At 49.0% G+C, this 23,557-nt stretch carries 26 protein-coding genes and 1 riboswitch; all 26 genes read left to right on the forward strand.

Annotation, left to right across the window (positions count from 1 at the left end; all coding sequences use genetic code 11):
- Nucleotides 1-36: 36 nt before the first annotated feature.
- Nucleotides 37-270 (forward strand): DUF4227 family protein, encoded by a 234-nt coding sequence (locus tag L6442_RS11410; protein WP_212978465.1) that lies wholly within the window; start codon nucleotides 37-39, stop codon nucleotides 268-270.
- Nucleotides 271-354: 84 nt separating this feature from the next.
- Complete coding sequence (gene xerD / locus L6442_RS11415; protein WP_212978464.1) at nucleotides 355-1,290, forward strand: site-specific tyrosine recombinase XerD; 936 nt, start codon at nucleotides 355-357, stop codon at nucleotides 1,288-1,290.
- Nucleotides 1,277-2,101: a purine-nucleoside phosphorylase gene (locus L6442_RS11420; RefSeq protein ID WP_212978463.1), complete on the forward strand. Its 825-nt coding sequence runs from the start codon at nucleotides 1,277-1,279 to the stop codon at nucleotides 2,099-2,101. Before xerD ends, L6442_RS11420 begins: the two co-directional genes overlap by 14 nt.
- Nucleotides 2,102-2,448: 347 nt before the next feature.
- Nucleotides 2,449-3,630, forward strand: coding sequence for a D-alanyl-D-alanine carboxypeptidase family protein (locus tag L6442_RS11425; RefSeq protein ID WP_194230232.1), 1,182 nt, complete (start codon nucleotides 2,449-2,451; stop codon nucleotides 3,628-3,630).
- A 93-nt stretch (nucleotides 3,631-3,723) separates the two neighbouring features.
- Entirely contained in the window at nucleotides 3,724-4,077 is a 354-nt protein-coding gene (spoIIAA, locus tag L6442_RS11430; RefSeq protein WP_212978462.1) for an anti-sigma F factor antagonist, read from the forward strand.
- Nucleotides 4,074-4,535 (forward strand): anti-sigma F factor, encoded by a 462-nt coding sequence (gene spoIIAB, locus L6442_RS11435; RefSeq protein ID WP_194230230.1) that lies wholly within the window; start codon nucleotides 4,074-4,076, stop codon nucleotides 4,533-4,535. The genes spoIIAA and spoIIAB overlap by 4 nt, the downstream gene beginning before the upstream one ends.
- 11 nt (nucleotides 4,536-4,546) lie before the next feature.
- Complete coding sequence (sigF, locus tag L6442_RS11440; protein WP_194230229.1) at nucleotides 4,547-5,302, forward strand: RNA polymerase sporulation sigma factor SigF; 756 nt, start codon at nucleotides 4,547-4,549, stop codon at nucleotides 5,300-5,302.
- A 198-nt stretch (nucleotides 5,303-5,500) separates the two neighbouring features.
- On the forward strand, nucleotides 5,501-6,142 hold the full coding sequence (locus L6442_RS11445; protein WP_194230228.1) for a stage V sporulation protein AA: 642 nt from the start codon (nucleotides 5,501-5,503) through the stop codon (nucleotides 6,140-6,142).
- On the forward strand, nucleotides 6,139-6,564 hold the full coding sequence (locus L6442_RS11450; RefSeq protein ID WP_272880332.1) for a stage V sporulation protein AB: 426 nt from the start codon (nucleotides 6,139-6,141) through the stop codon (nucleotides 6,562-6,564). The genes L6442_RS11445 and L6442_RS11450 overlap by 4 nt, the downstream gene beginning before the upstream one ends.
- Before the next feature lie 204 nt (nucleotides 6,565-6,768).
- A complete protein-coding gene (locus tag L6442_RS11455) occupies nucleotides 6,769-8,349 on the forward strand; it encodes a spore germination protein (protein ID WP_237100382.1) in 1,581 nt (526 codons plus the stop codon).
- Nucleotides 8,350-8,474: 125 nt separating this feature from the next.
- Nucleotides 8,475-9,806, forward strand: coding sequence for a diaminopimelate decarboxylase (lysA, locus tag L6442_RS11460; RefSeq protein ID WP_212978461.1), 1,332 nt, complete (start codon nucleotides 8,475-8,477; stop codon nucleotides 9,804-9,806).
- A 262-nt stretch (nucleotides 9,807-10,068) separates the two neighbouring features.
- Nucleotides 10,069-10,506: a peptidylprolyl isomerase gene (locus L6442_RS11465; RefSeq protein WP_194230226.1), complete on the forward strand. Its 438-nt coding sequence runs from the start codon at nucleotides 10,069-10,071 to the stop codon at nucleotides 10,504-10,506.
- A 380-nt stretch (nucleotides 10,507-10,886) separates the two neighbouring features.
- Nucleotides 10,887-11,072: riboswitch (FMN riboswitch) on the forward strand.
- A gap of 387 nt (nucleotides 11,073-11,459) precedes the next feature.
- On the forward strand, nucleotides 11,460-12,590 hold the full coding sequence (gene ribD, locus L6442_RS11470) for a bifunctional diaminohydroxyphosphoribosylaminopyrimidine deaminase/5-amino-6-(5-phosphoribosylamino)uracil reductase RibD (protein WP_237100285.1): 1,131 nt from the start codon (nucleotides 11,460-11,462) through the stop codon (nucleotides 12,588-12,590).
- 14 nt (nucleotides 12,591-12,604) lie between these two features.
- Complete coding sequence (locus L6442_RS11475) at nucleotides 12,605-13,261, forward strand: riboflavin synthase (protein ID WP_212978460.1); 657 nt, start codon at nucleotides 12,605-12,607, stop codon at nucleotides 13,259-13,261.
- Between the two features lie 139 nt (nucleotides 13,262-13,400).
- Entirely contained in the window at nucleotides 13,401-14,606 is a 1,206-nt protein-coding gene (locus L6442_RS11480; RefSeq protein ID WP_212978459.1) for a bifunctional 3,4-dihydroxy-2-butanone-4-phosphate synthase/GTP cyclohydrolase II, read from the forward strand.
- 279 nt (nucleotides 14,607-14,885) lie between these two features.
- Nucleotides 14,886-15,353: a 6,7-dimethyl-8-ribityllumazine synthase gene (ribH, locus tag L6442_RS11485; RefSeq protein WP_212978458.1), complete on the forward strand. Its 468-nt coding sequence runs from the start codon at nucleotides 14,886-14,888 to the stop codon at nucleotides 15,351-15,353.
- Between the two features lie 451 nt (nucleotides 15,354-15,804).
- Entirely contained in the window at nucleotides 15,805-16,599 is a 795-nt protein-coding gene (locus L6442_RS11490) for a segregation and condensation protein A (RefSeq protein WP_212978457.1), read from the forward strand.
- The gene (scpB, locus tag L6442_RS11495) at nucleotides 16,568-17,167 is read left to right on the forward strand and encodes an SMC-Scp complex subunit ScpB (RefSeq protein ID WP_194230221.1); all 600 of its coding nucleotides are present in this window, start codon (nucleotides 16,568-16,570) and stop codon (nucleotides 17,165-17,167) included. The genes L6442_RS11490 and scpB overlap by 32 nt, the downstream gene beginning before the upstream one ends.
- Before the next feature lie 185 nt (nucleotides 17,168-17,352).
- On the forward strand, nucleotides 17,353-18,123 hold the full coding sequence (locus L6442_RS11500) for a formylglycine-generating enzyme family protein (protein ID WP_212978456.1): 771 nt from the start codon (nucleotides 17,353-17,355) through the stop codon (nucleotides 18,121-18,123).
- 263 nt (nucleotides 18,124-18,386) lie between these two features.
- Nucleotides 18,387-19,097 (forward strand): DUF2953 domain-containing protein, encoded by a 711-nt coding sequence (locus L6442_RS11505; protein WP_212978455.1) that lies wholly within the window; start codon nucleotides 18,387-18,389, stop codon nucleotides 19,095-19,097.
- Nucleotides 19,098-19,199: 102 nt separating this feature from the next.
- Entirely contained in the window at nucleotides 19,200-19,700 is a 501-nt protein-coding gene (ytfJ, locus tag L6442_RS11510) for a GerW family sporulation protein (RefSeq protein ID WP_212978454.1), read from the forward strand.
- Between the two features lie 150 nt (nucleotides 19,701-19,850).
- Nucleotides 19,851-21,029: a D-alanyl-D-alanine carboxypeptidase family protein gene (locus L6442_RS11515; protein WP_212978453.1), complete on the forward strand. Its 1,179-nt coding sequence runs from the start codon at nucleotides 19,851-19,853 to the stop codon at nucleotides 21,027-21,029.
- Nucleotides 21,030-21,084: 55 nt separating this feature from the next.
- Nucleotides 21,085-21,729 (forward strand): nucleoside recognition domain-containing protein, encoded by a 645-nt coding sequence (locus tag L6442_RS11520; RefSeq protein WP_194230216.1) that lies wholly within the window; start codon nucleotides 21,085-21,087, stop codon nucleotides 21,727-21,729.
- Between the two features lie 8 nt (nucleotides 21,730-21,737).
- Complete coding sequence (locus L6442_RS11525; RefSeq protein ID WP_194230215.1) at nucleotides 21,738-22,271, forward strand: spore maturation protein; 534 nt, start codon at nucleotides 21,738-21,740, stop codon at nucleotides 22,269-22,271.
- Between the two features lie 88 nt (nucleotides 22,272-22,359).
- Complete coding sequence (locus L6442_RS11530; RefSeq protein WP_194230214.1) at nucleotides 22,360-22,701, forward strand: peptidoglycan recognition protein family protein; 342 nt, start codon at nucleotides 22,360-22,362, stop codon at nucleotides 22,699-22,701.
- A 21-nt stretch (nucleotides 22,702-22,722) separates the two neighbouring features.
- Nucleotides 22,723-23,463 (forward strand): pseudouridine synthase, encoded by a 741-nt coding sequence (locus L6442_RS11535; RefSeq protein WP_194230213.1) that lies wholly within the window; start codon nucleotides 22,723-22,725, stop codon nucleotides 23,461-23,463.
- Nucleotides 23,464-23,557: the final 94 nt, after the last annotated feature.

Genomic DNA, 23,557 nt, shown 5'->3' on the forward strand with positions numbered 1-23,557 from the left:
CTGATGCTGTTACTTTTGTTCGGGGGTGAGATCCGCATGATTATATCGGTGCGCAAATGTCTGTCATACTTGAAATTTTTGCTTGTGTTTGCGGTTTTAACTTATACGTTATACCAGCTGTTCGGCCTGATCGGTGCCTGGATAACGCCGGTAGACCATTACCGGATTCCCGAAGGTCATGCTGTAAAGGCTTTCCAGCCATCGGACCGGCCGAAAACAGGCGAAATGATGGGGGATAGATTGCGTTTCTTTTATTGGTACGGGGAATAGGGAGCGTTAAGCAGGAAACCGGAGCTTTTTTGTCGAAACATTGAGTGGAGCGGCTAATCTATTCTTGAGGGAGCTTTTCAACTAATGATGCAGTATGTCCAATCCTTTATTCGTTATATTGGCGAAGAAAAAGGTTTGTCTCGCAGCACGCTTGAATCGTACGAGCGCGATCTGCTGCAATTTTTGGAGTTTGTGGAGCGGCAGGGGATTCAGTCGGCAAAAGAGATTAAGAAAATCCATATTTCCATGTATATGAACGAGATGAAAAGCCAAAACTTCGCTTCGTCTACGTTGACGCGCAAGCTGGTATCGCTGCGTTCTTTTTTTCATTACATGGTTAAGGAGTCTTTGCTGGAGCACGATCCGACGCTTTATATGGAGACGCCGAAGCTTGAGAAGAAAGTGCCTCATGTGTTGACCGTCGAGCAGGTTGAAAGCCTGCTGGCGGCGCCTGATATCACTACTCCGCCGGGACTGAGGGACAAGGCCATGCTCGAAGTTTTATATGCCACAGGCATGAAGGTATCGGAGCTGACGGCGCTTAATCTGAATGATGTGAATCCGGACCTCAAATTTGTCCGGTGTACAAGCAGTTCCGGGAAAGAACGGGTACTGCCGATTACCAGCATGGCGGCGGAAGCCGTGGGGACATATATCAGGCAAATGCGGCCGAAGCTGGCCAAAGAGCCTGAAGAACGGGGGCTATTCCTGAATAATCTAGGGACGAGGCTGACCCGGCAAGGATTTTGGAAAATATTAAAGAAATACGCCGCGGAATCCGGTATTAGCGAGGGCATTACCCCGCATACGCTCCGCCATTCCTTTGCGGCCCATCTCTTGGAAGACGGCGCCGATATCCGGTCCGTACAGGAAATGCTGGGACATAGCGATTTGTCTATCGCTCCGCTGTACGGGGCGTTAACCAAAAAAGCGATGAAAGATGTGTACGAAAACCATCATCCGCGGGAACGCGCGTATTCAACCCATTTGAAGGAGAGATCTATGCATGACAACAATTAACCAAGCAGTCATTCAAGAAGCTGCGGCTTATATTCAGGGAAAAACGCAGCTGAAACCGGAGGTGGGACTTATTCTGGGTTCCGGTCTCGGCATTCTCGCGGATTTGATTCAGGACGGCATCTCGATTCCGTATCACGATATTCCTCATTTTCCGGTGTCGACGGTGGAAGGGCATGACGGCGAGTTGCTGCTGGGCAATATCGAAGGCCGTGCCGTGGTCATGATGAAGGGACGTTTCCATATGTATGAGGGGTACGGTCCCGAAGTAACGGCATTCCCCGTCCGCGTCATGAAGGAATTGGGCGTAACGAGCCTGCTCGTCACCAATGCTGCCGGAGGCCTGAACACATCCTATGAGCCTGGAGATTTGATGCTGATCTCCGATCATTTGAATCTCACCGGCAAAAATCCATTGATCGGCCCGAATGATTCCGCGCTTGGCGTGCGTTTCCCGGATATGTCTGAAGCGTACAGCCGTCGCCTGCGCAAGTTGTTTAAGGATCTGGCGGCAGAAAAAGGCATCAGCGTGCAGGAAGGCGTTTATGCGGGAATGCTTGGTCCAACCTATGAAACGCCGGCTGAAATTAAAATGCTGCGTACGTTGGGTGCCGACGCTGTAGGCATGTCTACCGTTTCGGAAACGATTGTGGCCCGTCATGCCGGACTTGAAGTGCTGGGGATTTCCTGCATCAGCAACATGGCTGCGGGGATTCTCGATCAGCCGCTGTCGCATGATGAAGTGATGGAAACGACGGAACGCGTACGTGAAAAATTTCTGAGTCTGGTACTCGCGGTTATTCCGAACATGTAGCTTAATAGAAGTACAATCCAATATTATGATTTATCCGTAAAAATCCGCAGGTTTGATGCCTGCGGATTTTTTTAGATTATAGAAAGCTATAAGGTTTCTATAATCGCAAGAAAAACATCCGCCCAAAGCGGTCTATCTTCTTAGAGATTGCGTCGATAGATGTTTTTCTTTTAGATTCAAATTTTCTTTCGATTCTTCGCTAGAAATGGAATATTTTCTTTTGAACCTGACGACACTGGAATACAGCAGCAATATTAGAATTTTGCGCAAGCGGCACAGGCCGTTTGATCTTTGAATTCGCAAAATTCTTTTATCTGAAAATGACCAGAGGTCAGGAGGGGACTTTTTTGAGAAAAACGCTATTGGCAGTGATGCTGTCGCTATGCCTTTCGGCTGCGGCTTTACCGCAGACGGGATCCGCCGAGGAAAAGGCTAAAGGGCCGGTTCAAGCGGATCTGGCGGCTAACGCAAAGTCCGCCATCCTCATGGATGCGGATACGGGAACTATTATCTATGAGAAAAACAGCCATGATAAACTGCCGCCAGCCAGCATTACCAAAATTATGACGATGCTGCTTACCATGGAAGCCATCGATTCCGGGAAATTAAAACTGACTGATATGGTACGCACAAGCGAATATGCAGCTTCCATGGGAGGCTCGCAAATTTTCCTGGAGCCGGGCGAAGAAATGACGGTTGACGACATGCTGAAAGGAATCGCAATGGCATCGGGAAATGACGCCTCGGTGGCGATTGCGGAAAAAATTGCCGGAACCGAAGAAGAGTTTGTGCAGATGATGAATGATAAAGCGAAAGCGCTGGGCCTGAAGGATACCCATTTCGTCAACTGCAACGGTTTGCCTGCCGATAATCACTATTCTTCAGCCCATGATATTGCGGTCATCAGCCGCGAGCTTTTGAAGCATAAGGATGTTACAAAATATACCGGATCGTATCAGGATTATTTGCGGAAAGATTCGAAAAAGCCGTTTTGGCTGGTTAATACAAATAAGCTTGTCCGCTTTTATACCGGTGCTGACGGTTTGAAAACGGGATATACTTCCGAAGCGAAATTCTGTTTGTCGGCGACGGCCTCCAAAGGCGATTTGAGAGTAGTGGCGGTCGTGCTCGGCGAACCGAATACCAAGACGCGTAATGAGGAAGTATCCAAGATGTTCGATTACATGTTTTCCCAGTACAGCATGCATACCATTTTCAAACCGGGTGACGTCATCGGAACGGTGAAAATCAACAAAGGCGATGTCAAAGAGCTGACGCTTGCCGCCGGGCAGAAATATAGCGTACTTCTGAAGAAAAACGCTAAAGCTGAAGGCATCCGCCATGAACTGCAGGTGCCGAAAGAAGTGAAGGCGCCGATTCAGGCAGGGCAAGTGCTGGGCAAGCTGGTGGTATACCAGGGCGACAAAGTTCTCAAGGAATTTGAGCTCAAATCGCCGGAGCAAGTAGGTAAGGCGGGATGGTGGAAGCTGTTCAAGCGGACGCTCTCCAAGTTATTCCTTGTAGATTGATAGCGTTTTTCTTCTAGTTTTGTCGGGGGGCAGGAATCTCTTTTCGTTTCGTAGAAATCCTTGTTCAAGCGACAGGAAGGAGAGTGAGCAGGCGTGAATCTGCATGTGGAAATGGAGCATCACCGCAAAACACTGATTGTCCGTTTATCAGGCGAGCTGGATCATCATACCGCCGACCATGTCCGTTTACAGTTGGATGAATCCATCCAAAGAGGACAAATAGAGCATTTGGTGCTCAGTTTTAAACATTTGCAGTTTATGGACAGTTCCGGTTTGGGTGTTATTTTGGGGCGGTACAAGCTGATCAAAAGCAAAGGCGGTAAAATGGCTCTATGCGACGTGAATGAGGCGGTTTACCGTCTGCTGGACATGTCCGGGTTGTTTAAGATCATGCCAATTTACGATAACGAGGGTCAGGCGCTCTCAGGATTGGAGGTCGTGTCATGACGGAGAATAAAAAACCGCAGCGCAATTTCATGACGCTCCAATTCTCGGCCAAATCGGAAAATGAATCTTTTGCCAGAGTTACGGTCGCGGCGTTTATTTCCCAGCTGGATCCGACCATGGATGAATTAAGCGACCTGAAAACCGTTATTTCGGAAGCGGTGACGAACAGCATTATTCACGGTTACGACGGAAATCCGGATGGTATGGTTACCATTACCGCCGAAATCATTGCCGATACAGTCACGATCACCGTCGAAGACAAGGGAGCCGGAATCGAGGATCTGGATCTGGCCAGGCAGCCGCTTTACACGTCAAAACCTGAGCTGGAGAGATCTGGGATGGGATTTACCATCATGGAGAACTTCATGGACGAATTCGAGGTTTCGAGTGAACCCGACTCCGGCACATCGATCAGGATGAAGAAAAGGATTGAATCCAAGAAAGCTTTGTATAATTAGGGGTTGGGCATATGGATGCTGATCTGAAAAAACCTTCGCAGACCTATTTGGAAGATGCGGAAGTCAAACGCCTGATCGCACTCAGCCAGGCCGGAGACAATACCGCCCGCGATACGCTGGTAAACTGCAACATCCGTCTCGTCTGGTCCGTTGTACAAAGATTCATGAACCGCGGTTATGAGCCGGAGGATTTGTTTCAAATCGGCTGTATCGGTCTGTTGAAGTCCGTTGATAAATTTGATTTGAGCTACGATGTTAAATTTTCAACCTATGCTGTACCCATGATTATCGGAGAAATCCAGCGCTTCCTCCGGGATGACGGCACGCTTAAGGTGAGCCGGTCGCTGAAGGAAATGGCCAACAAGGTCCGGAAGAAAAAAGATGAGTTGTCGAAGCATCTGGACCGCCTGCCGACCGTTAAAGAGGTGGCTGAGGAGCTTGGGGTGACGCCGGAAGAAGTGGTATTCGCCCAGGAAGCGAACAAGCCGCCGACCTCCATCCATGAAACGGTATTCGAGAACGATGGCGATCCGATCACGCTCATGGATCAGATTGCCGATGATTCGCAGGAACGGTGGTTTGACAAACTTGCTTTAAATGAGGCGATTGACGGCCTTTCCGAACGCGAAAAGCTGATCGTTTACCTGAGGTATTATCGTGACCAGACCCAGTCGGAGGTCGCGGCTAGGCTTGGGATTTCCCAGGTACAGGTATCAAGGCTGGAAAAGAAAATATTGCAGCTTATTCGCGATCAGATTGCGCAGTGAAGAAGCGGCTCGAGAATATTGGCTCCTTTGATGAGGGCCGGTCAAGGTTCATGCCTTGGCCGGTCTTTTTTTCATTCGTTGATCTTTGCTGGGGATACATGCGCAGGGTCCCTGTTCATGGGCAAATTGCAGATTCTGACTAGAAAGAAGCGGTTTTCCCAATACTAAGGTCAATGAAGCAGCAAAGGAGTGAGTGGGATGTCTTTGAATTCTGCCCCTACGGTGTACTTGCAACTGCGCAGCCGCGTCCCTATTACCGAGGGGAGAACGGTTACGCTCGGGCATGTCGCCCGAATCTTGTGCGACCCCAAGTGGGAGGCGCCGCTTCGCAATCTGGAGCTGGCCCGGCCGCAAACATGGGACGGCAACCTGTTGCTTATTGACCTTATGCACATCATTCCTCTGGTACAAAAGCTTATACCGGGCGTCATAATCGAGCCGATCGGGCAAACCCATGTTTTGGTGGAAGTCGTCAAAGCTTCCAAAAAGCCGTCGCTGCTGCTGTTTTTGCTTGTATGGGTGCTGCTGTTTTTCGGTTCGGCCCTTACCATCATGAACTTTCATGCGGACGTCAACATGCAGGAGGTGCAGATCCGGACGGTTGAAATGCTGACAGGTCGGCGGGATGAGCATCCTTATTTGTTTCAGGCGGCGTATTCATTCGGGATCGGTTTTGGCATGGTGATTTTTTTTAATCATCTGTTCAAGAAAAAATGGAATGAGGAACCGACGCCGCTTGAAGTCGAGATGTACCTTTACCAGGAAAATATCGATCAATTTGTAGTCGCCGAGGAATATAAGCGGATGAGGATGTCCCAAAATCAAGGTGATAAGCCTTGAGTTTAGTGCTTGGTTGGTTCGTGCAAATTTTGCTGGGCATTGCGGGCGGCATTGCGATAGGCGGCGGGGTTATTGCGCTTTTTATCGTGCTTGACATGATTCCGCGGCTGGCTCAGCTTACGAGATCCTATCATCAGGTTCATTGGTACGAGGGGGCGATGGTTGCCGGGTCGCTGCTGGGAACGGTTTTCGATTTCTGGAACTGGACGCTTTCCTTAGGATCCTGGGCCGGTTTGGTCGTTGGTTTGTTTAACGGAATTTTTGTCGGTTTGCTGGCAGCCGCACTAACTGAAGTGCTTAACGTGCTTCCGATTTTAGCCAAACGGCTGAATATGATACATTATTTATTTGGTCTCATGATGGCCATGGTGACCGGAAAGATTGCCGGTTCGCTTTTTGATTGGTTTATTTACAGAAAGTAAGATGCGAAAGGTACGGTGGACAACAACGCAAGAGAAAGGTGCGGGTGGAACATGAACGAACAGGAAAATGAACAAAGAGGAGCCAAAGATCCATCTGAAATGGGCCTGCCAATGCGTCATAACGCTCATGATGATTCTGGTGCAAAGAAAGAGAAAACCAAGAATCCAAATGAGGATTTTGACAGCGGACAAGAAGAATCAGGCATGTCAACCGGAGAAGAGCAGCCCGCTCAGGATAAATCGCTCGAGAAGAAGCAGGAAGCTGAATCATCCGATTCAGTAGAAGAATCCGTCATTTATTGGCAGCAAACCGACGACGTCTCGGACAGCATTGAACGGACGAAGGCAACACTGCAGGAAGTTGTGGGACTTGGAAGCTCCTTTGATATTGTTTTCCGGGAGATGATTCTGGTCGGTCATAAAACGGGGTTGTTTTTCGTCAACGGGTTTGCCAAAGATAATATCATGCTAGAGATTCTAAAGCGGTTAACGTATCTGTCGGCCGACCAGCTTTCTACGGATGCGCTCAGATCCTTTTTCCAATGTTATATTCCCCACATTCAAGTTGAAGTCGATAAGAAGCTGAGCTCGACGATTAACAAGGTGCTGATGGGCATGTCCGCATTATTCATCGATGGCGAGCAAGCGGCGATTGTGATGGATACGCGTACCTTCCCTGTGAGAAGCCCGGAGGAGCCAAGCATCGAAAGGGTGGTCAGGGGAGCGAGGGACGGATTTACCGAAACGCTGCTGAGCAACATTGCGCTTGTCCGCAGACGGGTGCGCGACCCTGGTTTGAAAGCCGATCTCGTTCAGGTGGGCCGCCGCACGCGGACCGATGTATGTATTGCATATATTGACGATATCGTGGATAAAGTGCAGGTGGACTCGATCAGGGAGAAAATCAAGGGACTCGATATCGAAGGGCTGCCGCTGGCGGATAAACAATTGGAAGAAGCGATTATCAATAAAGGCTGGCATCCCTATCCGCTGGTCCGATACTCGGAACGGCCCGATGTGGTAGCTGCCCATTTGCTGGAGGGCAGGGTGGCGGTTTTCGTTGATACCTCGCCGAGTGTTATGCTTATGCCGACGACTTTTTTTGATTTATGCCAGCATGCCGAAGAAAACCGGCAGACGGCTTTTATGGGCACCTATTTAAGATGGGTCCGCTTTATCGGGATATTCGCCTCGATGTTTTTGCTTCCGCTTTGGATGCTGATGGTCATAGATCCCGGGCTGAGGCCGCCATTTTTGGATTTTATCGGTCCGCATGAACAAGGCAAGATTCCCTTGATCGCCCAGTTTCTGCTGATCGAATTCGGTGTCGACCTGCTGCGGCTTGCCGCCGTACATACCCCGACTCCGCTGGCTTCGGCCATGGGCCTCATCGCTGCGATTTTGGTTGGCGATATAGCCGTCAAATCGGGATTGTTTATCAATGAAGTCGTCCTCTACATGGCTGTTGCCGCGATCGGCATGTTCGCAACGCCGAGTTATGAGCTTGGCCTGGCGAACAGGCTGATTCGATTGGTGCTTCTGGCTGCGGTAGCTATTTTCAAGGTACAGGGATTTGTCGTAGGCACAACGCTCCTAATTTTGCTGCTCACGCTGCATCGTTCGTATAATTCATCGTATTTGTGGCCATTTATACCTTTTAACACAAAGGCAATGGCCGGCTTTCTCTTTCGCTTTCCGGTGCTTGAAACGAAGAAAAGGCCTTCTTTTAACAAAACGAGAGATAATACAAGGATGGCGCCAAATCCGGATAATAACGAACAATAGTAAAAATAATACAAATGTTTTGCATAAAAATCCATTCATTCTCTTTCGTTCTCTGCTATACTGATGTAAAAGTTCTGATGGATGAATTACATTTTTCAACACAGAAAGCGAAGGGATGCTAAATAATGTTCTTACATGGTACAAGTCAAATCAATGCAGCCGGACATCTGGAGATTGGCGGATGCGATGTCACAGAGCTCAAGGCCAAGTACGGAACGCCGCTTTACATCGTGGATGAAGAGCTTGTGCGTCAGCGCTGCCGGGAGTACGTATCCGCTTTCCGCGCATCCGGACTGAAATTTCAGGTAGCATATGCGAGCAAGGCGTTTTGCGTTATGGCGATGTGCCGGATCGCGGACCAGGAGGGCATGTCGCTGGATGTCGTATCCGAGGGTGAGCTTTACACCGCGCTGCAGGCCGGTTTTCCGGCTGAACGCATCCATTTTCACGGCAATAACAAAACGCTGGATGAAATCGAAATGGCTATTGACGCCAAAATCGGCTGCTTTGTTGTCGACAACTTGATTGAACTTCAGCTTCTGGGTAGCGTGGCTGCCGAAAAAAATGTGCGAGTGCAAATTCTGCTTCGGGTAACTCCAGGGGTTGAAGCCCATACGCATGAATATATTTCCACCGGTCAAATTGACTCGAAATTCGGTTTTGACATCGGAAACGGTTCTGCGTTCGAGGCCGTGCAGCTTGCAATGGAACAGTCCCATCTGGAACTGCTTGGCGTGCATTCGCATATCGGCTCCCAGATTTTTGAGGTTGACGGTTTTGAGCTGGCCGTTCAAAAAGTTGCCGACTTCGCGCGGCGGATCGATCAGGAGCTTGGATTCCAGTTCAAAGTGGTTAATCTGGGCGGAGGGTTCGGCATCCGTTACGTGGAAGGCGACACGCCGCTAGAAGTAGCGCAGTATGTTAAAGCCATTACCGATGCGGTTAAAACGCATTTCTCCGGCTGGTCCTCCGAAACACCTGAAATTTGGGTGGAGCCGGGACGCAGCATCGTCGGAGATGCAGGTACGACATTGTACACCGTAGGAACAAGCAAAGACATTCCCGGCGTTCGCAAGTATGTGGCCGTTGACGGTGGCATGACGGATAATCCGCGTCCCGCTCTTTATGAATCCAAGTATGAAGCGATGCTTGCCAACCGTGCCAATGAACCTGTCGAAGAGACGGTGTCCATTGCAGGCAAATGTTGCGAAAGCGGAGACATGCTGATCTGGGATTTGGAGCTGCCGAAGGTAGAGCGCGGCGATTTGCTGGCTGTCTCCTGCACGGGAGCATACAATTACTCCATGGCCAGCAATTATAACCGGATCCGCCGTCCGGCGGTAGTATTTGCCCATCAGGGAAATAGCGACCTTGTAGTGCGCCGCGAAACGCTGCAGGATATCATCGGCAACGATATGATACCTGAGCGGATCAGCAAAGAGCCTGTTCTGAAATAAGGACGGCCGAGTGTAAAAGCAAGAATTGGGTAAAAGAACAAAACACAAAAAGGATCATTTCTGTATTGGGGAATGCGGAAATGATCTTTTTTGTGTTGAATTCGCAGGTGAAGCCGAAGCAGCAATTCATCAGCAATGATTGTGAAATATTGCATATAAAGGGCAAAGTGAGATACAATCAGAAAGCGATGGCAAACGCGAGTTTAGTTTATAATGCTTTTTGCCTATTGTAGCGAAAATAATCAAAGGAAGTGAATATCAAATGAAAAAAGGTACAATTGAACTTGAAAACGGTGGAATCGTTGAAATAGAATTCCTGCCTGAAGAAGCTCCCAACACGGTAGCCAACTTCGAAAAGCTGGCGAATTCCGGTTTTTACAACGGATTGTCTTTCCACCGCGTCATTCCTGGATTCGTTGCCCAAGGCGGTTGCCCGGTCGGAAACGGTACAGGCGGTCCAGGATACACAATTGATTGCGAAACGGCCACAAACACGACCAAACATACCAAAGGCGTTCTGTCGATGGCTCATGCGGGACGAAACACAGGCGGCAGCCAGTTCTTTATCGTATACGAGCCGCAGCCGCATCTCGACGGTGTTCACACCGTATTCGGCAAAGTAGTAAATGGTATGGAGCATATTGACGCGGTCAAACAAGGCGACAAAATGAAAGAAGTTAAAGTTTGGGACGCTGAGTAATACAGAGTGAATAAATCCCCCCTCTGAAGGACAAACCCTGTTCAGAGGGGGGATTATTATCGGAATACCTTCCGACCTTTGCATAAAAATGCATGCTAGATTTGAAAGCGATTTTCCCCGTCGAGTCCCAAGTTTTGAACTGATTGCTGCATGATTTCACAATATTCTTTTCTTGGTGGAACTGAACGAATTCAAATGTATTGAACCCGCCTTTTACCTTGATGCTGCATGGGAAAACGGCTTTTTGCGCTGCGTGCAGATGATGCGGTTCGTTAGATTTTGAGTTGCAATTTTGGAAATGAGGTGTTAACATTCCTTTTAAGAAAGCAGCTTGATTTATTTCAGCTCAGCTTTCCGTATAATTTCATACGCATTATTGGTTGATCCTTCGGGGCAGGGTGAAATTCCCTACCGGCGGTGATGATGCTTATTTATTGCTTGCGCATAGACGCGCAAAACCTTAAGCATCTTAGTCCGTGACCCGGCCGCGTGGCCTATGGCCCGCGTACGGTGGATCCGGTGCAATTCCGGGACCGACAGTATAGTCTGGATGGGAGAAGGAGAGAAAGCGCATGGTACATACCGTTCATGCGATGCACCCAATAAAGCAGGTTGAATGTGTCTTTTTTCACGATGATTCATATAGTTATTTGACTAAAGCGATTTGCCGAGTTAGTCCTTTTTGAAGCGGCGGCTTTGGTTATTAGCTTTAGTTGGATGTGTACGGGTGGATTCTATCCGCAAGTTGTCACAGGACATTTTGCTTCTTTGACTTACCTAGAATTCCCGTTAGTCGAATGAATTCGTGAATAACATTAGGACAATAACGACCTTTTCCGGTCCATGATTTGTCATGGCGGAAGCTTTATTTGCGTGTCTTCAACTTACTCTCATGACTGCCCCCGGATGTGATCCGGAGGGCTTTTTTGTTGCATTTTCAAGGGGAAGGAGGGATGAAAGAAGTGCAGATGGCGGTGAATGATGAGTTTTACATGTCCTTGGCTTTAGATATGGCTGAGCGGGCGCAGGGGCAAACCGGCATCAACCCGGTTGTGGGCTGCGTTATCGTCAAAGACGGCGCAATTGCCGGTCTGGGGACGCATCTGGAGCGGGGGAGCGGCCATGCGGAAGTTCATGCCGTTCAGATGGCCGGCGATAAGGCGGAAGGCAGCACGGTTTACGTGACGCTCGAGCCCTGCAGCCATTACGGCAAAACGCCGCCTTGCTGCGAGCTGTTGGTCGAGGCAAAGGTGAAAAGAGTGGTGGTCGCTTGCGAGGATCCGAACCCGCTTGTCGCCGGTTCCGGGATCGATCGGCTTCGCCGCAGCGGCATTGAAGTCAAAGTCGGCGTTCTACGGGAGCGGGCCCTACGTCTGAACGAAAAATTCGCCAAATATATTACGACAGGCATGCCGTACGTAACGATTAAGACGGCGAGTACGCTGGACGGCAAAATCGCGGCGGATACCGGCGACAGCAAGTGGATTTCGAACGCGGAGGCAAGGCTGCAGGCACATGGCCTTCGCCATCGCCATCAGGCCATCATGGTTGGCATCGGGACGGTTCAAGCGGATGATCCGAGCTTGACGACAAGGCATGATGGGGTGGATGGTATACAGCCGGTCCGGATTATCGTAGATTCGCGGCTCGGTCTGTCGCCTGAGGCCAAGATCTTCAGCGCAGGAGAAACTCCGGTCATCGTGTTAACGACGGAGCGGCATGATGCCGAGAAGGCAAAGCTGCTCATGGAATGCGGAGTAAAGATTCTAGTTTGCGGAAGCGGCCCTGCTGTCGATCTCAAAACCGCATTGACAGAGCTTGGCCGCATGGAGATTGGCTCTATTCTTGTAGAAGGCGGCGGAACGCTAAACGGAGCTTTGCTTAAAGAGCGGCTTGTGGACAGGATTATCCTCTATCTTGCCCCGAAGATCATCGGCGGCAAAGCGGCGCCGGACAATTTCATGTTTGAAGGCATCCACCAAATGGCGGATGCTATCACACTGGATGCTTTGGAAATCGAGCAGGTCGGAGATAACGTATGTATTTCGGGAATCCCGGTGTGGCCGGATAACGAAAAACAATAGGAGGAGGAAACGGCATGTTTACCGGATTGGTTGAAGAAATCGGCAGTTTGGATGGAGTCGCTAGACAAGGCGAGGCCATGGTGCTGAACATCAAGGCATCTGCCATTATGGACGATGTTCGGATCGGCGACAGCATTGCGGTAAACGGATTATGTCTGACGGTGACGAAGGTGCACGGCAGCGGTTTTTCCGCCGATGTCACGCCTCAGTCATACCGCCATTCCAATCTGGGGCTGCTAAAGCCGGGCAGCCGCGTCAACCTGGAGCGGGCCATGCAGGCGGGCGGACGATTCGGCGGTCATATGGTGCAGGGGCATGTGGATATGACGGGAACGGTCCGAAGGGTCACCAATGAACAAAATGCGGTATGGATCGATATCGTTCCGGATAAGCCCGATTTATCGGTATATATCATCCCGCAAGGTTCGATTACGGTGGATGGCGTCAGCCTGACCATCGCGGAGACTGATGGGGACAGTTTCCGGGTGTCAGTCATTCCCCATACGTTTGAAGCAACAAGCTTATCCGGTATGAAGCCGGGCCGCGTGGTAAACATCGAATGCGATATTATCGGCAAATACGTGCATGCTTTGCTGGGATCACGTGCTGCAGGCAGCGCCGGACGACAGGGAATAACGCTTGATACCTTGGCAGCCAACGGATTTGTGTAAGCTCCATCTAATTTGAACTAAAGAAAAGGATGAGGAAAAGGCAAAGAACATTTCACTTGGCTGCCTTATCCGGTCAACTTTATATAACACTAATAAACGGATAGATTGGATGGAAAACGAAAAGGGGGTACGAAACATCATGGATCATTTCCAATTTGACTCGATTGAAGCAGCGCTGGAGGATCTCCGCACAGGCAAGGTCATTATCGTGGTAGACGATGAGGACCGGGAGAATGAAGGGGATTTCGTGGCACTCGCTGAAAAAGCGACGCCGGAAGTCATTAACTTTATGGTGACGGAAGGCAGAGGACTCGTATGCATGCCTATCACTCGGGAGCGGGCGCAGACGTTGGAACTCGCCCCAATGGCGGCCCGGAACACGGATCATCATGGAACGGCATTTACGGTTTCCGTTGATTATTTGCATACGGATACGGGCATTTCGGCTTACGAGCGGTCGCTGACGGCGAAGATGCTGATCGATCCGGAAGCTAAGGCCGCTGATTTCCGCCGTCCCGGACATATGTTTCCCCTGATCGCGAAGGACGGGGGAGTGCTGCGCCGGGCCGGCCATACGGAAGCTGCGGTGGACTTGGCCAGATTAAGCGGCTCGGTTCCGGCAGGCGTCATCTGCGAAGTCATGAATGAAGACGGCACCATGGCGCGACTTCCGGATTTGCAGCTGATTGCGCGAAAACATGGCCTCAAACTGATATCGATCCAGGAACTGATCAAATACCGGAATCAACGGGAGAAGCTGGTCCGCCGCGAAGCGGACATTCGCCTGCCGACGGATTTTGGAGTATTCCGGGCCGTTGCTTATACCAACGAAGTCGATGACAAAGAGCATCTGGCCCTGGTAAAAGGGACGATTTCCGGCGAAACGCCGGTACTTGTGAGGGTTCATTCGGAATGCCTGACCGGAGACGTGTTTCATTCCCTGCGCTGCGACTGCGGCCCGCAATTGGCTGCGGCGCTGCGGCAGATCGAAGCGGAAGGCGCGGGCGTGCTGTTGTACATGCGGCAGGAAGGCCGGGGAATCGGACTTATCAACAAGCTGAAGGCGTATGAGCTGCAGGAGCAGGGATTGGATACCGTAGACGCGAATTTGAAGCTGGGTTTCCCGGCGGATCTGCGAGATTACGGAATCGGAGCGCAAATTCTCAAAGATTTGGGCATTCGCCAAATCCGGCTATTGACCAATAATCCGCGGAAGATCAAAGGGCTTGAGGGGCACGGCCTGGAGGTTGTCGAACGGGTGCCGATCCAGATGGAGGCCGGAGCGGATAACAGCCGTTACCTTCATACGAAGCAAACCAAACTTGGACATATGCTTAATATTTAGTGAATTGCTTAACAAAACTGCCCATCGCTATTTGAGCAAAATAGCCCATTCCAAGATTCCAACGAAACTAGAGAACGCTATTTGATCAAATAATGAGGATTTATGCACGATTTCGCCAGAATAACGTTATGGTGTTTCTTTACATTTGAAATGGCTGCGTTTTTGCCGCAATAATGTTTCCTGGTTTCAGTAGCGAAAGACGGCGCAGCGGTATACTCGCATAATATCAATTATTTAAGTATTGAGCTGAAAAAATCATACACGAAAGGTTGATAAAACATGGCACATATATATGAAGGAAATCTGGTTTCGAGCGGACTGAAATACGGAATTGTAGTAGGCAGATTTAATGAATTTATTACCAGCAAACTGCTAAGCGGCGCATTGGATGGATTGAAGCGGCATGGCGCGGGCGAAGACGAAATCGACATCGCCTGGGTGCCCGGAGCCTTCGAAATTCCGCTGGTCGCCAGCAAAATGGCGCAAAGCGGCAAATACGACGCGGTAATTACGCTTGGAACGGTCATTCGCGGAGCCACCTCCCATTATGATGTGGTTTGCAACGAAGTGGCAAAAGGCGTTGCCGCTACCAGTCTGAACACAGGCATTCCGGTTATCTTTGGCGTGTTAACGACAGACAGTATCGAGCAGGCCGTGGAGCGCGCGGGTACCAAAGCGGGCAACAAAGGATATGAAGCCGCCGTATCAGCGATCGAAATGGCGAATCTGGCGAAGCAGCTTAAGTAATCAGCATTTTAGAGGAATCGGCAGGAAGGCGCCCCGATCAAAGGGGTGTCTTTTTTTGTTAAGATTATAGAATTTATAAATTTTAAGCGGAGCTTAAGAAATCCTATAATCGCAAGAAAAACATCCGCTAAATGCGGTCTGTCTTCCTAGAAAGTACGTCGATAGACGTTTTTCTTATAAGATGTGATCAAGGCGATCTATCTTCTATGAAAATAACATCGATCGACGTTGATCTGAAATTTAATTTGATTTTATATATTTGAAATGCCTGCGAGGGGGCAACGGCGATGTATTCTATAAAATATTTGCGGAAATCCATTCAAAGAACCTGGCGAAACATGGCGAATTGGTGCTTATTTGGCAGAGTGCCTTTACACGGGGCCCTAAATTTTTTTAATATAGTATAGTAGAAAAAATAATATGAGCTTATTTTATGGACGGAGGATAAACCGTGAACACAGTATTATACAAGCTGGAGACTTTTGAGGGTCCGCTCGATTTACTGCTTCACCTAATAGACAAAGCGGAAATCAATATCCAGGATATCCCCGTCAGTGAGATCACCGACCAATACATGGAGTACTTGCATAACATGCAGGAGCTGGAACTGGACATCACAAGCGAGTTTCTCGTAATGGCCGCCACGCTGCTATCCATCAAAAGCAAGCTTTTGCTGCCAAAGCCGCCGGTTTTCGTTATGGATGAAATGGATTTTTACGAGGAAGAGGATATTGACCCGCGGGCCGAACTGGTGCAAAAGCTGATTGAATACCGAAAATATAAAGGCATTGCGAAGCATCTGCAGGAACAGGAAATGGAGCGGAGCTTGATCTATGCCAAGGAGCCTGAGGATTTAACCCCATGGATGCCGGCGGTGACGGAGAACCCGGTTCGCGGGCTTCACGTGCAGGATCTGATGGCCGCATTCCAAAAGGCTCTGCGCAAGGCGGTCAATCGAACCGCGTATACTCGAATTCAGCGTGACGAAATATCCGTCAAAGACCGGATCCGGCAGGTTGTCGATGTGCTGGCCCAGTCCGGGCCGGGCGGGAAAGTGCTGTTTTCGAGGCTTCTGCATGAAGAGATGATCCGGCATGAGATCGTCGTCACCTTCCTGGCCATTCTGGAGCTGATGAAGATGAAGCAGATTATGTGCTACCAGGAAAAACTGTTCGACGATATTGTGATGGAATGGAAAGGGGGGGATCAGGTTCATGGACTTTCCGAAATTGAAGTCGATTATTGAGGGTATGCTGTTCCTGGCCGGAGACGAAGGATTGACCGTCAAACAGATCGCGGAAATCGTAGACCACCGTCCGGAGCTTGTTGCCGATGCGCTAAAGGAGATGCAGGAAGACTTCGAGCGCCAGCAGCGCGGCATTCAGGTGGTGCAAATCGCGGGCAGCTACCAGCTGACAACGCTGGGAGACCATGCGGATTATTATCAGAAGATGGCTTATTCGCCGTCCCGTTCTTCTTTGTCCCAAGCCGCGCTAGAGACATTGGCTATTGTCGCTTACCGCCAGCCGATTACGCGCGTGGAAATTGAGGAGATCCGCGGCGTCAAATCGGAGCGTGCCATTCAGACGCTGGTTAACAAGGATTTGATTGAAGAGACGGGACGTGCCGAGGCCATTGGCCGGCCGATTCTTTACGGAACGACGAAGTCGTTTCTCGATTATTTTGGTTTGCCCAACCTTCAGGCGCTTCCGGAACCGGAATTGTTTGAAATTACGGAAAATTTGGAAGAGGAAACGCAGCTTTTATTTGAAAAACTGGACGGCAGACAGCTGACGTTCGACGATGTGGATTGAATAACTACCCAAATACTCAAAGACCGGGAATCTATGAAAACATGGATTTCCGGTTTTTTAAGATTGGCCATTCCTCATGCCTGTTTTCTGTGAAGGATACGAACGCCAGACTTCGACGGATGGCTTACTGTTGAGCTAAAGGGCAGCATTAGTTATAAAAATAATGAAATAAATAAGAGGTCAATATGACAATCGGAAAGTATGGAATTGACAGAGAGCGTTTTCTGGAAAATTTAATGAATTTGATGGTATCAATAGACGGTGGGACTGTCGAATTACGCGATTATATTAACATCAATAAGTGGCTTAGTTCTGATTACACTTTATCGGACCCTGGAAGAGGAAGCGATAAAAAGGTAATTACATGGACTGAAACGGTCGAACCTTTCTATGTAATGAAGTATCCGGTAACACAGCAGTTGTATCATTTTGTCATGCATGAAGAAGAAGTAGACCCTAATGCGAATAACCTGCCAATTACGGAAGTTTCATGGTTAGATTCGCTAGTCTTTTGTAACAAATTGTCCAGAATACTTGACAGGTCTGAATGCTACACAATCACAGATGCAAGTGAGAACACTACATATAACAAAAAAGCGAATGGCTTTCGATTACTATCAGACGCTGAATGGCAGTATGCGTGCAAGGCGGGAACCAACGGATATCGTTACGAAAGAATTGATAAGATTGCATGGTATCGAGAAAACTCCGATGGAACAGCTCATAAGGTCGGAAAACTACTTCCTAATCCATGGGGACTTTATGATATGATTGGAAACGTTTGGGAATGGTGTTGGGATCTGTATGATGCCGAACGATATGGGAACTATAGAGTCTTCCGGGGAGGCAGCTGGGCTGAAGTTGAAAATAATTGCGGTTCGACGATTAGAAGAAAAAGCATGCCTGATTTCAAAATAGATGACCTTGGCTTTAGAATAGCACTTACAAATCAATGATGCTAAGGGGTTATTTTAAGATTATAGAATTTATAAATTTTCTTGCTACGCTGAACAATTCTATAATCGCAAGAAAAACTATCTCTAAGCGCGGTCTGTCTTCTATGAAAATACGTCGATAGACGTTTTTCTTATAATTTGCATGGAGCCGATAAAGCCCTCGCTCCCGTTGTATTGAAAAATGGGAATCCGAATCTTTTCCAGCGATGTATGCCATACTATGTCCGAAGAAAACGTTGCTAAGGATCCGAGGGGGCTTTATTGTGTGGATTGCGCTGGTAGTGATCGCCGTTATTTTCATATTGATTTTCGCTGCGGCGATATCGGATATCACCTTCACTGTGCGATTCAGCAAAATCAGCCGAAACGACCGGGCGGAGATTGATATCCATATGTTATACGGACTTGTCCGTTATCATTATGAGATGCCTAAGCTGATGTTCGAAAACATGAAAAAAGGCTTCCTGCTGAAGCTGGAAAAAAGCGGAAATGCGAACGGTTATTCCGGGAACGCAGAGCATACGCGCATCAACAAGAAAAAAGTGAAGCACTGGGCGCATGATTTCCGGATCCTCCTCAAATCAACGGTTGCCTTAAAAAAATGGCTGCAGCGCATGTTTGCTCATGTCAGAGTTCAGCAGCTTGATTGGTCGACGAATTTATCGGCAGGGGAAGCGGAATGGACCGCGGTTGCGACAGGGGTGTTATGGAGCCTGAAAACGACGCTGGTCGGCTGGTTATCCTTTCAAGTCCGAATGAAAAGCAGTCCCCGGCTGAATGTCACGCCGCAATTTAAAGACGAAATGCTGTTTTCAACCGATTTTTATTGCGTTTCCCGGCTTTCCTTGGGATATGCCATGTATGCTTTGTTTATTTTGTTATCAAGAGTTATGAAAGTTGAGGGCGGGTTGAAAAGATGGATCCGTTTATATCGCCAGTTCAAGGAAAAGGGACAAAAAGTTCCAAGCGTTTAATGCCGTCATGGGCGAATCCTTTCTACATACTCCCATATGGATGTGGACAAACTAACTTTGGAATGACCTTATTTAAAGTTTCATGAAGGAGGAAGCAAACAAATGTCCGATCATCCGATTCAAGGCCTTATGCAAACCGCTATGGAAAATATCAAGGGCATGGTCGACGTCAACACGATTGTGGGCGATCCCGTACAAACGCCGGATGGCAGCGTTATCCTTCCGATCAGTAAGGTGGGATTCGGATTTGCGGCGGGGGGCAGTGATTTTAACAGCGAATATGCGGTGAATACCGCAGACAAAGCCGGCGGCGAGCATGGACATGCTCATGCGGACATGAAGTCCTCGATGCCTTTTGGCGGCGGAAGCGGCGGCGGGGTATCCATCCGTCCGATTGCATTTCTGGTCGTCGGCAAACAAGGCGTGAACGTCGTGCCGCTCGATAGTCAAACCCACCTGTTCGAGAAGCTGATTGATTCCGCACCAATGATGGTGGATAAAATTCAGGCGATGTTCCAATCCGGAACCGCATCGACGACAGGATTTAACGCCGGACAACGCGAAATCGAAGTCGAAGATCATTCGAACCCGACATTTTATTAACAGATGATTTTTCCCCTTCCGAGCCGAAGGGGATTTTTCTTGATAAGATCTTTGTGGGGTTATTTTGCATGAAACGCGGCTATTGGGTATATCGGACATAAGACAAGCATATACTTGTACAAGATTTTCAAGAATCCGGAGGAAAAAATAATGTGGATAAAATCAATCAGCAGTTGGATTGTCGCAGTCGCTCTGCTTCTGACGAACTTGGCTCCGGTTTCAGCGGAAAGAAGCCAGGTTCTTCCCGAACTGAGTACGCATGCCCAGGCTGCCGCCCTGATGGATGTCACCTCCGGGCGCCTGCTGTATTCAAGCCATGGTGACGATGAATTGCGCATAGCCAGCTTGACCAAAATTATGACGGCGATTGTAGCAATAGAGCATGGGGATTTTCGAAAGCCGGTTAAGGTCAGCAAAAATGCGTTCGGCAAAGAAGGTTCCTCGATATATCTCAAGCTGGGCGAAGAAATGACCCTTGAAAATATGCTGTACGGCTTAATGCTGCGGTCCGGAAATGATGCTGCGACTGCGATTGCCGAACATGTCGGCGGATCCGAAGAAGGTTTTGTGTATTTAATGAATGAAAAAGCAAGGCAAATCGGATTGAAGCATTCCCATTTTGCCAATCCCCATGGACTGGATGCTGATGGGCATTATTCCTCCGCCAATGACCTGGCGAAGCTGACGGCTTATGCGCTTCATAATCCGATGTTCCGTGATATCGTGAAGACGGAAACCAAGAAAGCCCCTAATCCGAATGAATCCTGGGATTATCAATGGTATAACAAAAACAAAATGCTTAGATTGTATGACGGGGCGGATGGGGTCAAAACAGGGTATACGAAGAAGGCTTTCCGGTGTTTGGTCAGCTCGGCGACGCGGAATGGTCAGCAGCTCGTCGCGGTTACGCTGAATGATGGGGATGACTGGAATGATCATGGCAAAATGCTCGATTACGGTTTTGAGTTTTTTCCTTTGTCACGACTGATGGAGAAGGGCGAGTCCGTAAAAGGCCATGATCTGGTTGTCGGCAGTACCTTTCAGTACCCATTTGCGAAGGGGGAAGCGGAAGCGGTAGAAAACAAGCTGGTCATGACCCCGGCAGTCAGGCAAGGAAGTCCGGATCTCAGCTTTGGGCTGCGCGGGGAAATCCGGATTTTTCTTAAGGGGGAGCAGATCGGTACAGTTCCGGTTTATCAAAAAGGCAGCTATTTGCCTGAACCAAGCGTCAGGAATCCGGCCACAGGGACAATGGCTCAGGCGGATACCTCAACTTTTGCCGGATCGCTGGCGTATATCTTGAAAAAATTGTTTTTACAGCATGATTAATTAACGAAATATGACTTGAGATAAACCAGGGAGAATCGGGAGAGGAGTATGGGAAATGATTAATGTCATCTGGCTGGCGCTGATCATCATCGGCTTTGGGTTTGCAGCCGCTCAAGGGAATATCGAAGCCGTGACCTCGGCTGCGTTCGACGGCGCCAAAACCGGTGTTACTGTCTGCTTTGGCCTGATCAGCGTGCTCGTGTTCTGGCTCGGAATGATGAAGCTTGCCGAGGATTCAGGACTTCTCAAGAAAATTGCGAAGCTGCTGAGCCCGGTCGTAAGATTCCTGTTTCCTGACGTGCCCCGCAACCATCCCGCTATGGGATATATTTTGTCCAACATGAGCGCCAATTTGCTCGGCCTTGGCAATGCCGCTACACCGATGGGGATCAAGGCGATGCAGGAACTGCAGACCTTGAATCAAGATAAAACGGGCGCAAGTCCAGCCATGTGTACTTTGCTTGCACTGAATACGGCCAGCATTACATTGATTCCGACCACGCTGATTGCAATACGGATGAATTACAAGTCGGCAAATCCGACGGAAATTGTCGGAACGACGCTTGTTGCGACGATCATTGCCACATTTGCGGCGGTGGCGGCGGACCGGTATTACCGGCGGAAATTTCTGAAAAGAAACCCGAGGCCGCCCATTCCGGCAGATCCTATGCAGGGAGCCAAACCGGATATGAAAGGATGATGCTTCAGATGACTGCAATCATCAACACGATTTCAGCGTGGGCGATCCCGGTCCTAATTGCGTTCATTCCTCTTTTTGCTTTTGTTAAAAAAGTACCTGTGTACGAATCTTTTGTCGTCGGCGCCAAGGACGGTTTTGAGACCGCCATCCAGATTATTCCCAATCTTGTTGGCATGATGGTGGCAATCAGTGTCTTTCGCGCCTCCGGGGCTCTAGACTTCTTCGTCGGATGGACGGGCCCGTTTTTGCGCGAGCTCGGCGTTCCGAGCGAAATTTTACCGCTTGGGCTGCTTCGGCCGCTCACCGGGACGGGTTCGCTTGCTTTTGCAACGGACTTGATTTCAGTTCACGGACCTGACTCGATGATTGGGCGCATGGCTTCGACAATTCAGGGCAGCACGGACACAACGCTGTATGTATTGACCGTTTATATGGGTGCGGTGGGTATCCGCAACGGCAGATATTCGCTTAAGGTCGGCCTGTTTTCCGATGTGGTCGGGTTTATCGCTTCTATCATTGTCTGCCTGCTATTCTTTGGCTAACCCCCTGCTTTGTAAGCTGTAACGTAATGATGGACACCTCATATACTGTAACACGTAATTGCATTGTTGACGGATTGAGGTGAAATCCATGACCTTCGAAGGCTTTATCATCCATCATTCCTCCTGTGAGTCCATCAATGGAGTCGGATATGATTTCTGGATCGGGGCGGACGGCTCCGTAACCTCGGCTCCGCTTTTGACGGACCCATCCCATATCCATATCTGCCTGGAAGGCAATTTCAACCGCAGCTACGTGCTGCTTGGCGCTGCCGAAAAACAGCAGCTTTTTGTCGCCAGCAAGCTTATTTTGGAGCTGTCCAGGCAATATGACATTTCCCCACTATTTATCTTCCCTCACACCCCCGCTTGTCCGGGGAAAGATTTTCCTTGGAATGAACTTGTGATTTACCCTGCTCACGGGTATCATTAGTTTGAGGTGACCTAATATACAATGGAAAGATTACAGAAAATTTTGGCGCAGGCAGGCATCGCTTCCCGCCGCAAATGTGAGGAACTGATCCTGGCCGGCAAAGTGGAAGTTAACGGGGAGACCGTGACTACGCTCGGAACCAAAGCGGACCCCGAACAAGATATCATCAAGGTGGAAGGCAAATCGATTCGAAACGAAAAGAAGATTTACATCATGATGAATAAACCGAAAGGCGTTATCACAAGCGCATCCGATCCTGCCGGACGCAAAATCGTAACGGATTACGTAAAAGGAATCAAGGAACGGATTTATCCGGTAGGACGTCTGGATTACGATACGGAAGGGCTGCTGCTGCTAACGAATGACGGCGAATTTGCCAATATGCTTACCCATCCGAGACATCATGTGCCCAAAACGTATCTCGCCACCGTCGAGGGGATTCCGCACGGCAGCGAGTTGGACAAACTCCGTGCGGGGATTCGGCTCGAGGACGGCATGACTTCTCCTGCGGAAGTCGAATATAAGGATATAGATCTTGAGAAAAAAGAAGCGGTCATTAGCATTACGATTCACGAAGGCAGAAACCGCCAAGTGCGCCGCATGTTTGAAGCGATTTCCCACAAAGTCATCCGTCTGAAACGGATCTCTTTCGGCGATCTGCAGCTGCAGAATTTAAAAAGAGGCTTATACCGTAATCTGACCAAAGCAGAGGTAGACAGTCTCAAAAAAATGGCTGAAAAAGGAAACAAAGAAAAAAAATAACGCGGAAGGACACACAATATTCATAACCGTCCGTCACAAATATGTCATGTTTTCGGTATAATTTCTCATAGGATGTTCAAATCCGGGGATGAAA

The organism is Paenibacillus azoreducens (assembly GCF_021654775.1).
GTDB classification, from domain to species: domain Bacteria; phylum Bacillota; class Bacilli; order Paenibacillales; family Paenibacillaceae; genus Paenibacillus_AQ; species Paenibacillus_AQ azoreducens.

What these genes read in the sequence shown, in the direction of transcription:
- L6442_RS11520 (WP_194230216.1), top strand. Translation starts at nt 21,085, where the DNA reads ATGATTAATGTCATCTGGCTGGCGCTGATCATCATCGGCTTTGGGTTT.
- xerD (WP_212978464.1), top strand. Translation starts at nt 355, where the DNA reads ATGATGCAGTATGTCCAATCCTTTATTCGTTATATTGGCGAAGAAAAA.
- L6442_RS11500 (WP_212978456.1), top strand. Translation starts at nt 17,353, where the DNA reads ATGACAATCGGAAAGTATGGAATTGACAGAGAGCGTTTTCTGGAAAAT.
- L6442_RS11465 (WP_194230226.1), top strand. Translation starts at nt 10,069, where the DNA reads ATGAAAAAAGGTACAATTGAACTTGAAAACGGTGGAATCGTTGAAATA.
- L6442_RS11525 (WP_194230215.1), top strand. Translation starts at nt 21,738, where the DNA reads ATGACTGCAATCATCAACACGATTTCAGCGTGGGCGATCCCGGTCCTA.
- scpB (WP_194230221.1), top strand. Translation starts at nt 16,568, where the DNA reads ATGGACTTTCCGAAATTGAAGTCGATTATTGAGGGTATGCTGTTCCTG.
- L6442_RS11410 (WP_212978465.1), top strand. Translation starts at nt 37, where the DNA reads ATGATTATATCGGTGCGCAAATGTCTGTCATACTTGAAATTTTTGCTT.
- L6442_RS11420 (WP_212978463.1), top strand. Translation starts at nt 1,277, where the DNA reads ATGACAACAATTAACCAAGCAGTCATTCAAGAAGCTGCGGCTTATATT.
- spoIIAB (WP_194230230.1), top strand. Translation starts at nt 4,074, where the DNA reads ATGACGGAGAATAAAAAACCGCAGCGCAATTTCATGACGCTCCAATTC.
- L6442_RS11455 (WP_237100382.1), top strand. Translation starts at nt 6,769, where the DNA reads ATGTCAACCGGAGAAGAGCAGCCCGCTCAGGATAAATCGCTCGAGAAG.
- lysA (WP_212978461.1), top strand. Translation starts at nt 8,475, where the DNA reads ATGTTCTTACATGGTACAAGTCAAATCAATGCAGCCGGACATCTGGAG.
- L6442_RS11475 (WP_212978460.1), top strand. Translation starts at nt 12,605, where the DNA reads ATGTTTACCGGATTGGTTGAAGAAATCGGCAGTTTGGATGGAGTCGCT.
- sigF (WP_194230229.1), top strand. Translation starts at nt 4,547, where the DNA reads ATGGATGCTGATCTGAAAAAACCTTCGCAGACCTATTTGGAAGATGCG.
- L6442_RS11530 (WP_194230214.1), top strand. Translation starts at nt 22,360, where the DNA reads ATGACCTTCGAAGGCTTTATCATCCATCATTCCTCCTGTGAGTCCATC.
- ribH (WP_212978458.1), top strand. Translation starts at nt 14,886, where the DNA reads ATGGCACATATATATGAAGGAAATCTGGTTTCGAGCGGACTGAAATAC.
- L6442_RS11535 (WP_194230213.1), top strand. Translation starts at nt 22,723, where the DNA reads ATGGAAAGATTACAGAAAATTTTGGCGCAGGCAGGCATCGCTTCCCGC.
- ribD (WP_237100285.1), top strand. Translation starts at nt 11,460, where the DNA reads ATGAAAGAAGTGCAGATGGCGGTGAATGATGAGTTTTACATGTCCTTG.
- L6442_RS11515 (WP_212978453.1), top strand. Translation starts at nt 19,851, where the DNA reads ATGTGGATAAAATCAATCAGCAGTTGGATTGTCGCAGTCGCTCTGCTT.
- ytfJ (WP_212978454.1), top strand. Translation starts at nt 19,200, where the DNA reads ATGTCCGATCATCCGATTCAAGGCCTTATGCAAACCGCTATGGAAAAT.
- L6442_RS11480 (WP_212978459.1), top strand. Translation starts at nt 13,401, where the DNA reads ATGGATCATTTCCAATTTGACTCGATTGAAGCAGCGCTGGAGGATCTC.
- L6442_RS11445 (WP_194230228.1), top strand. Translation starts at nt 5,501, where the DNA reads ATGTCTTTGAATTCTGCCCCTACGGTGTACTTGCAACTGCGCAGCCGC.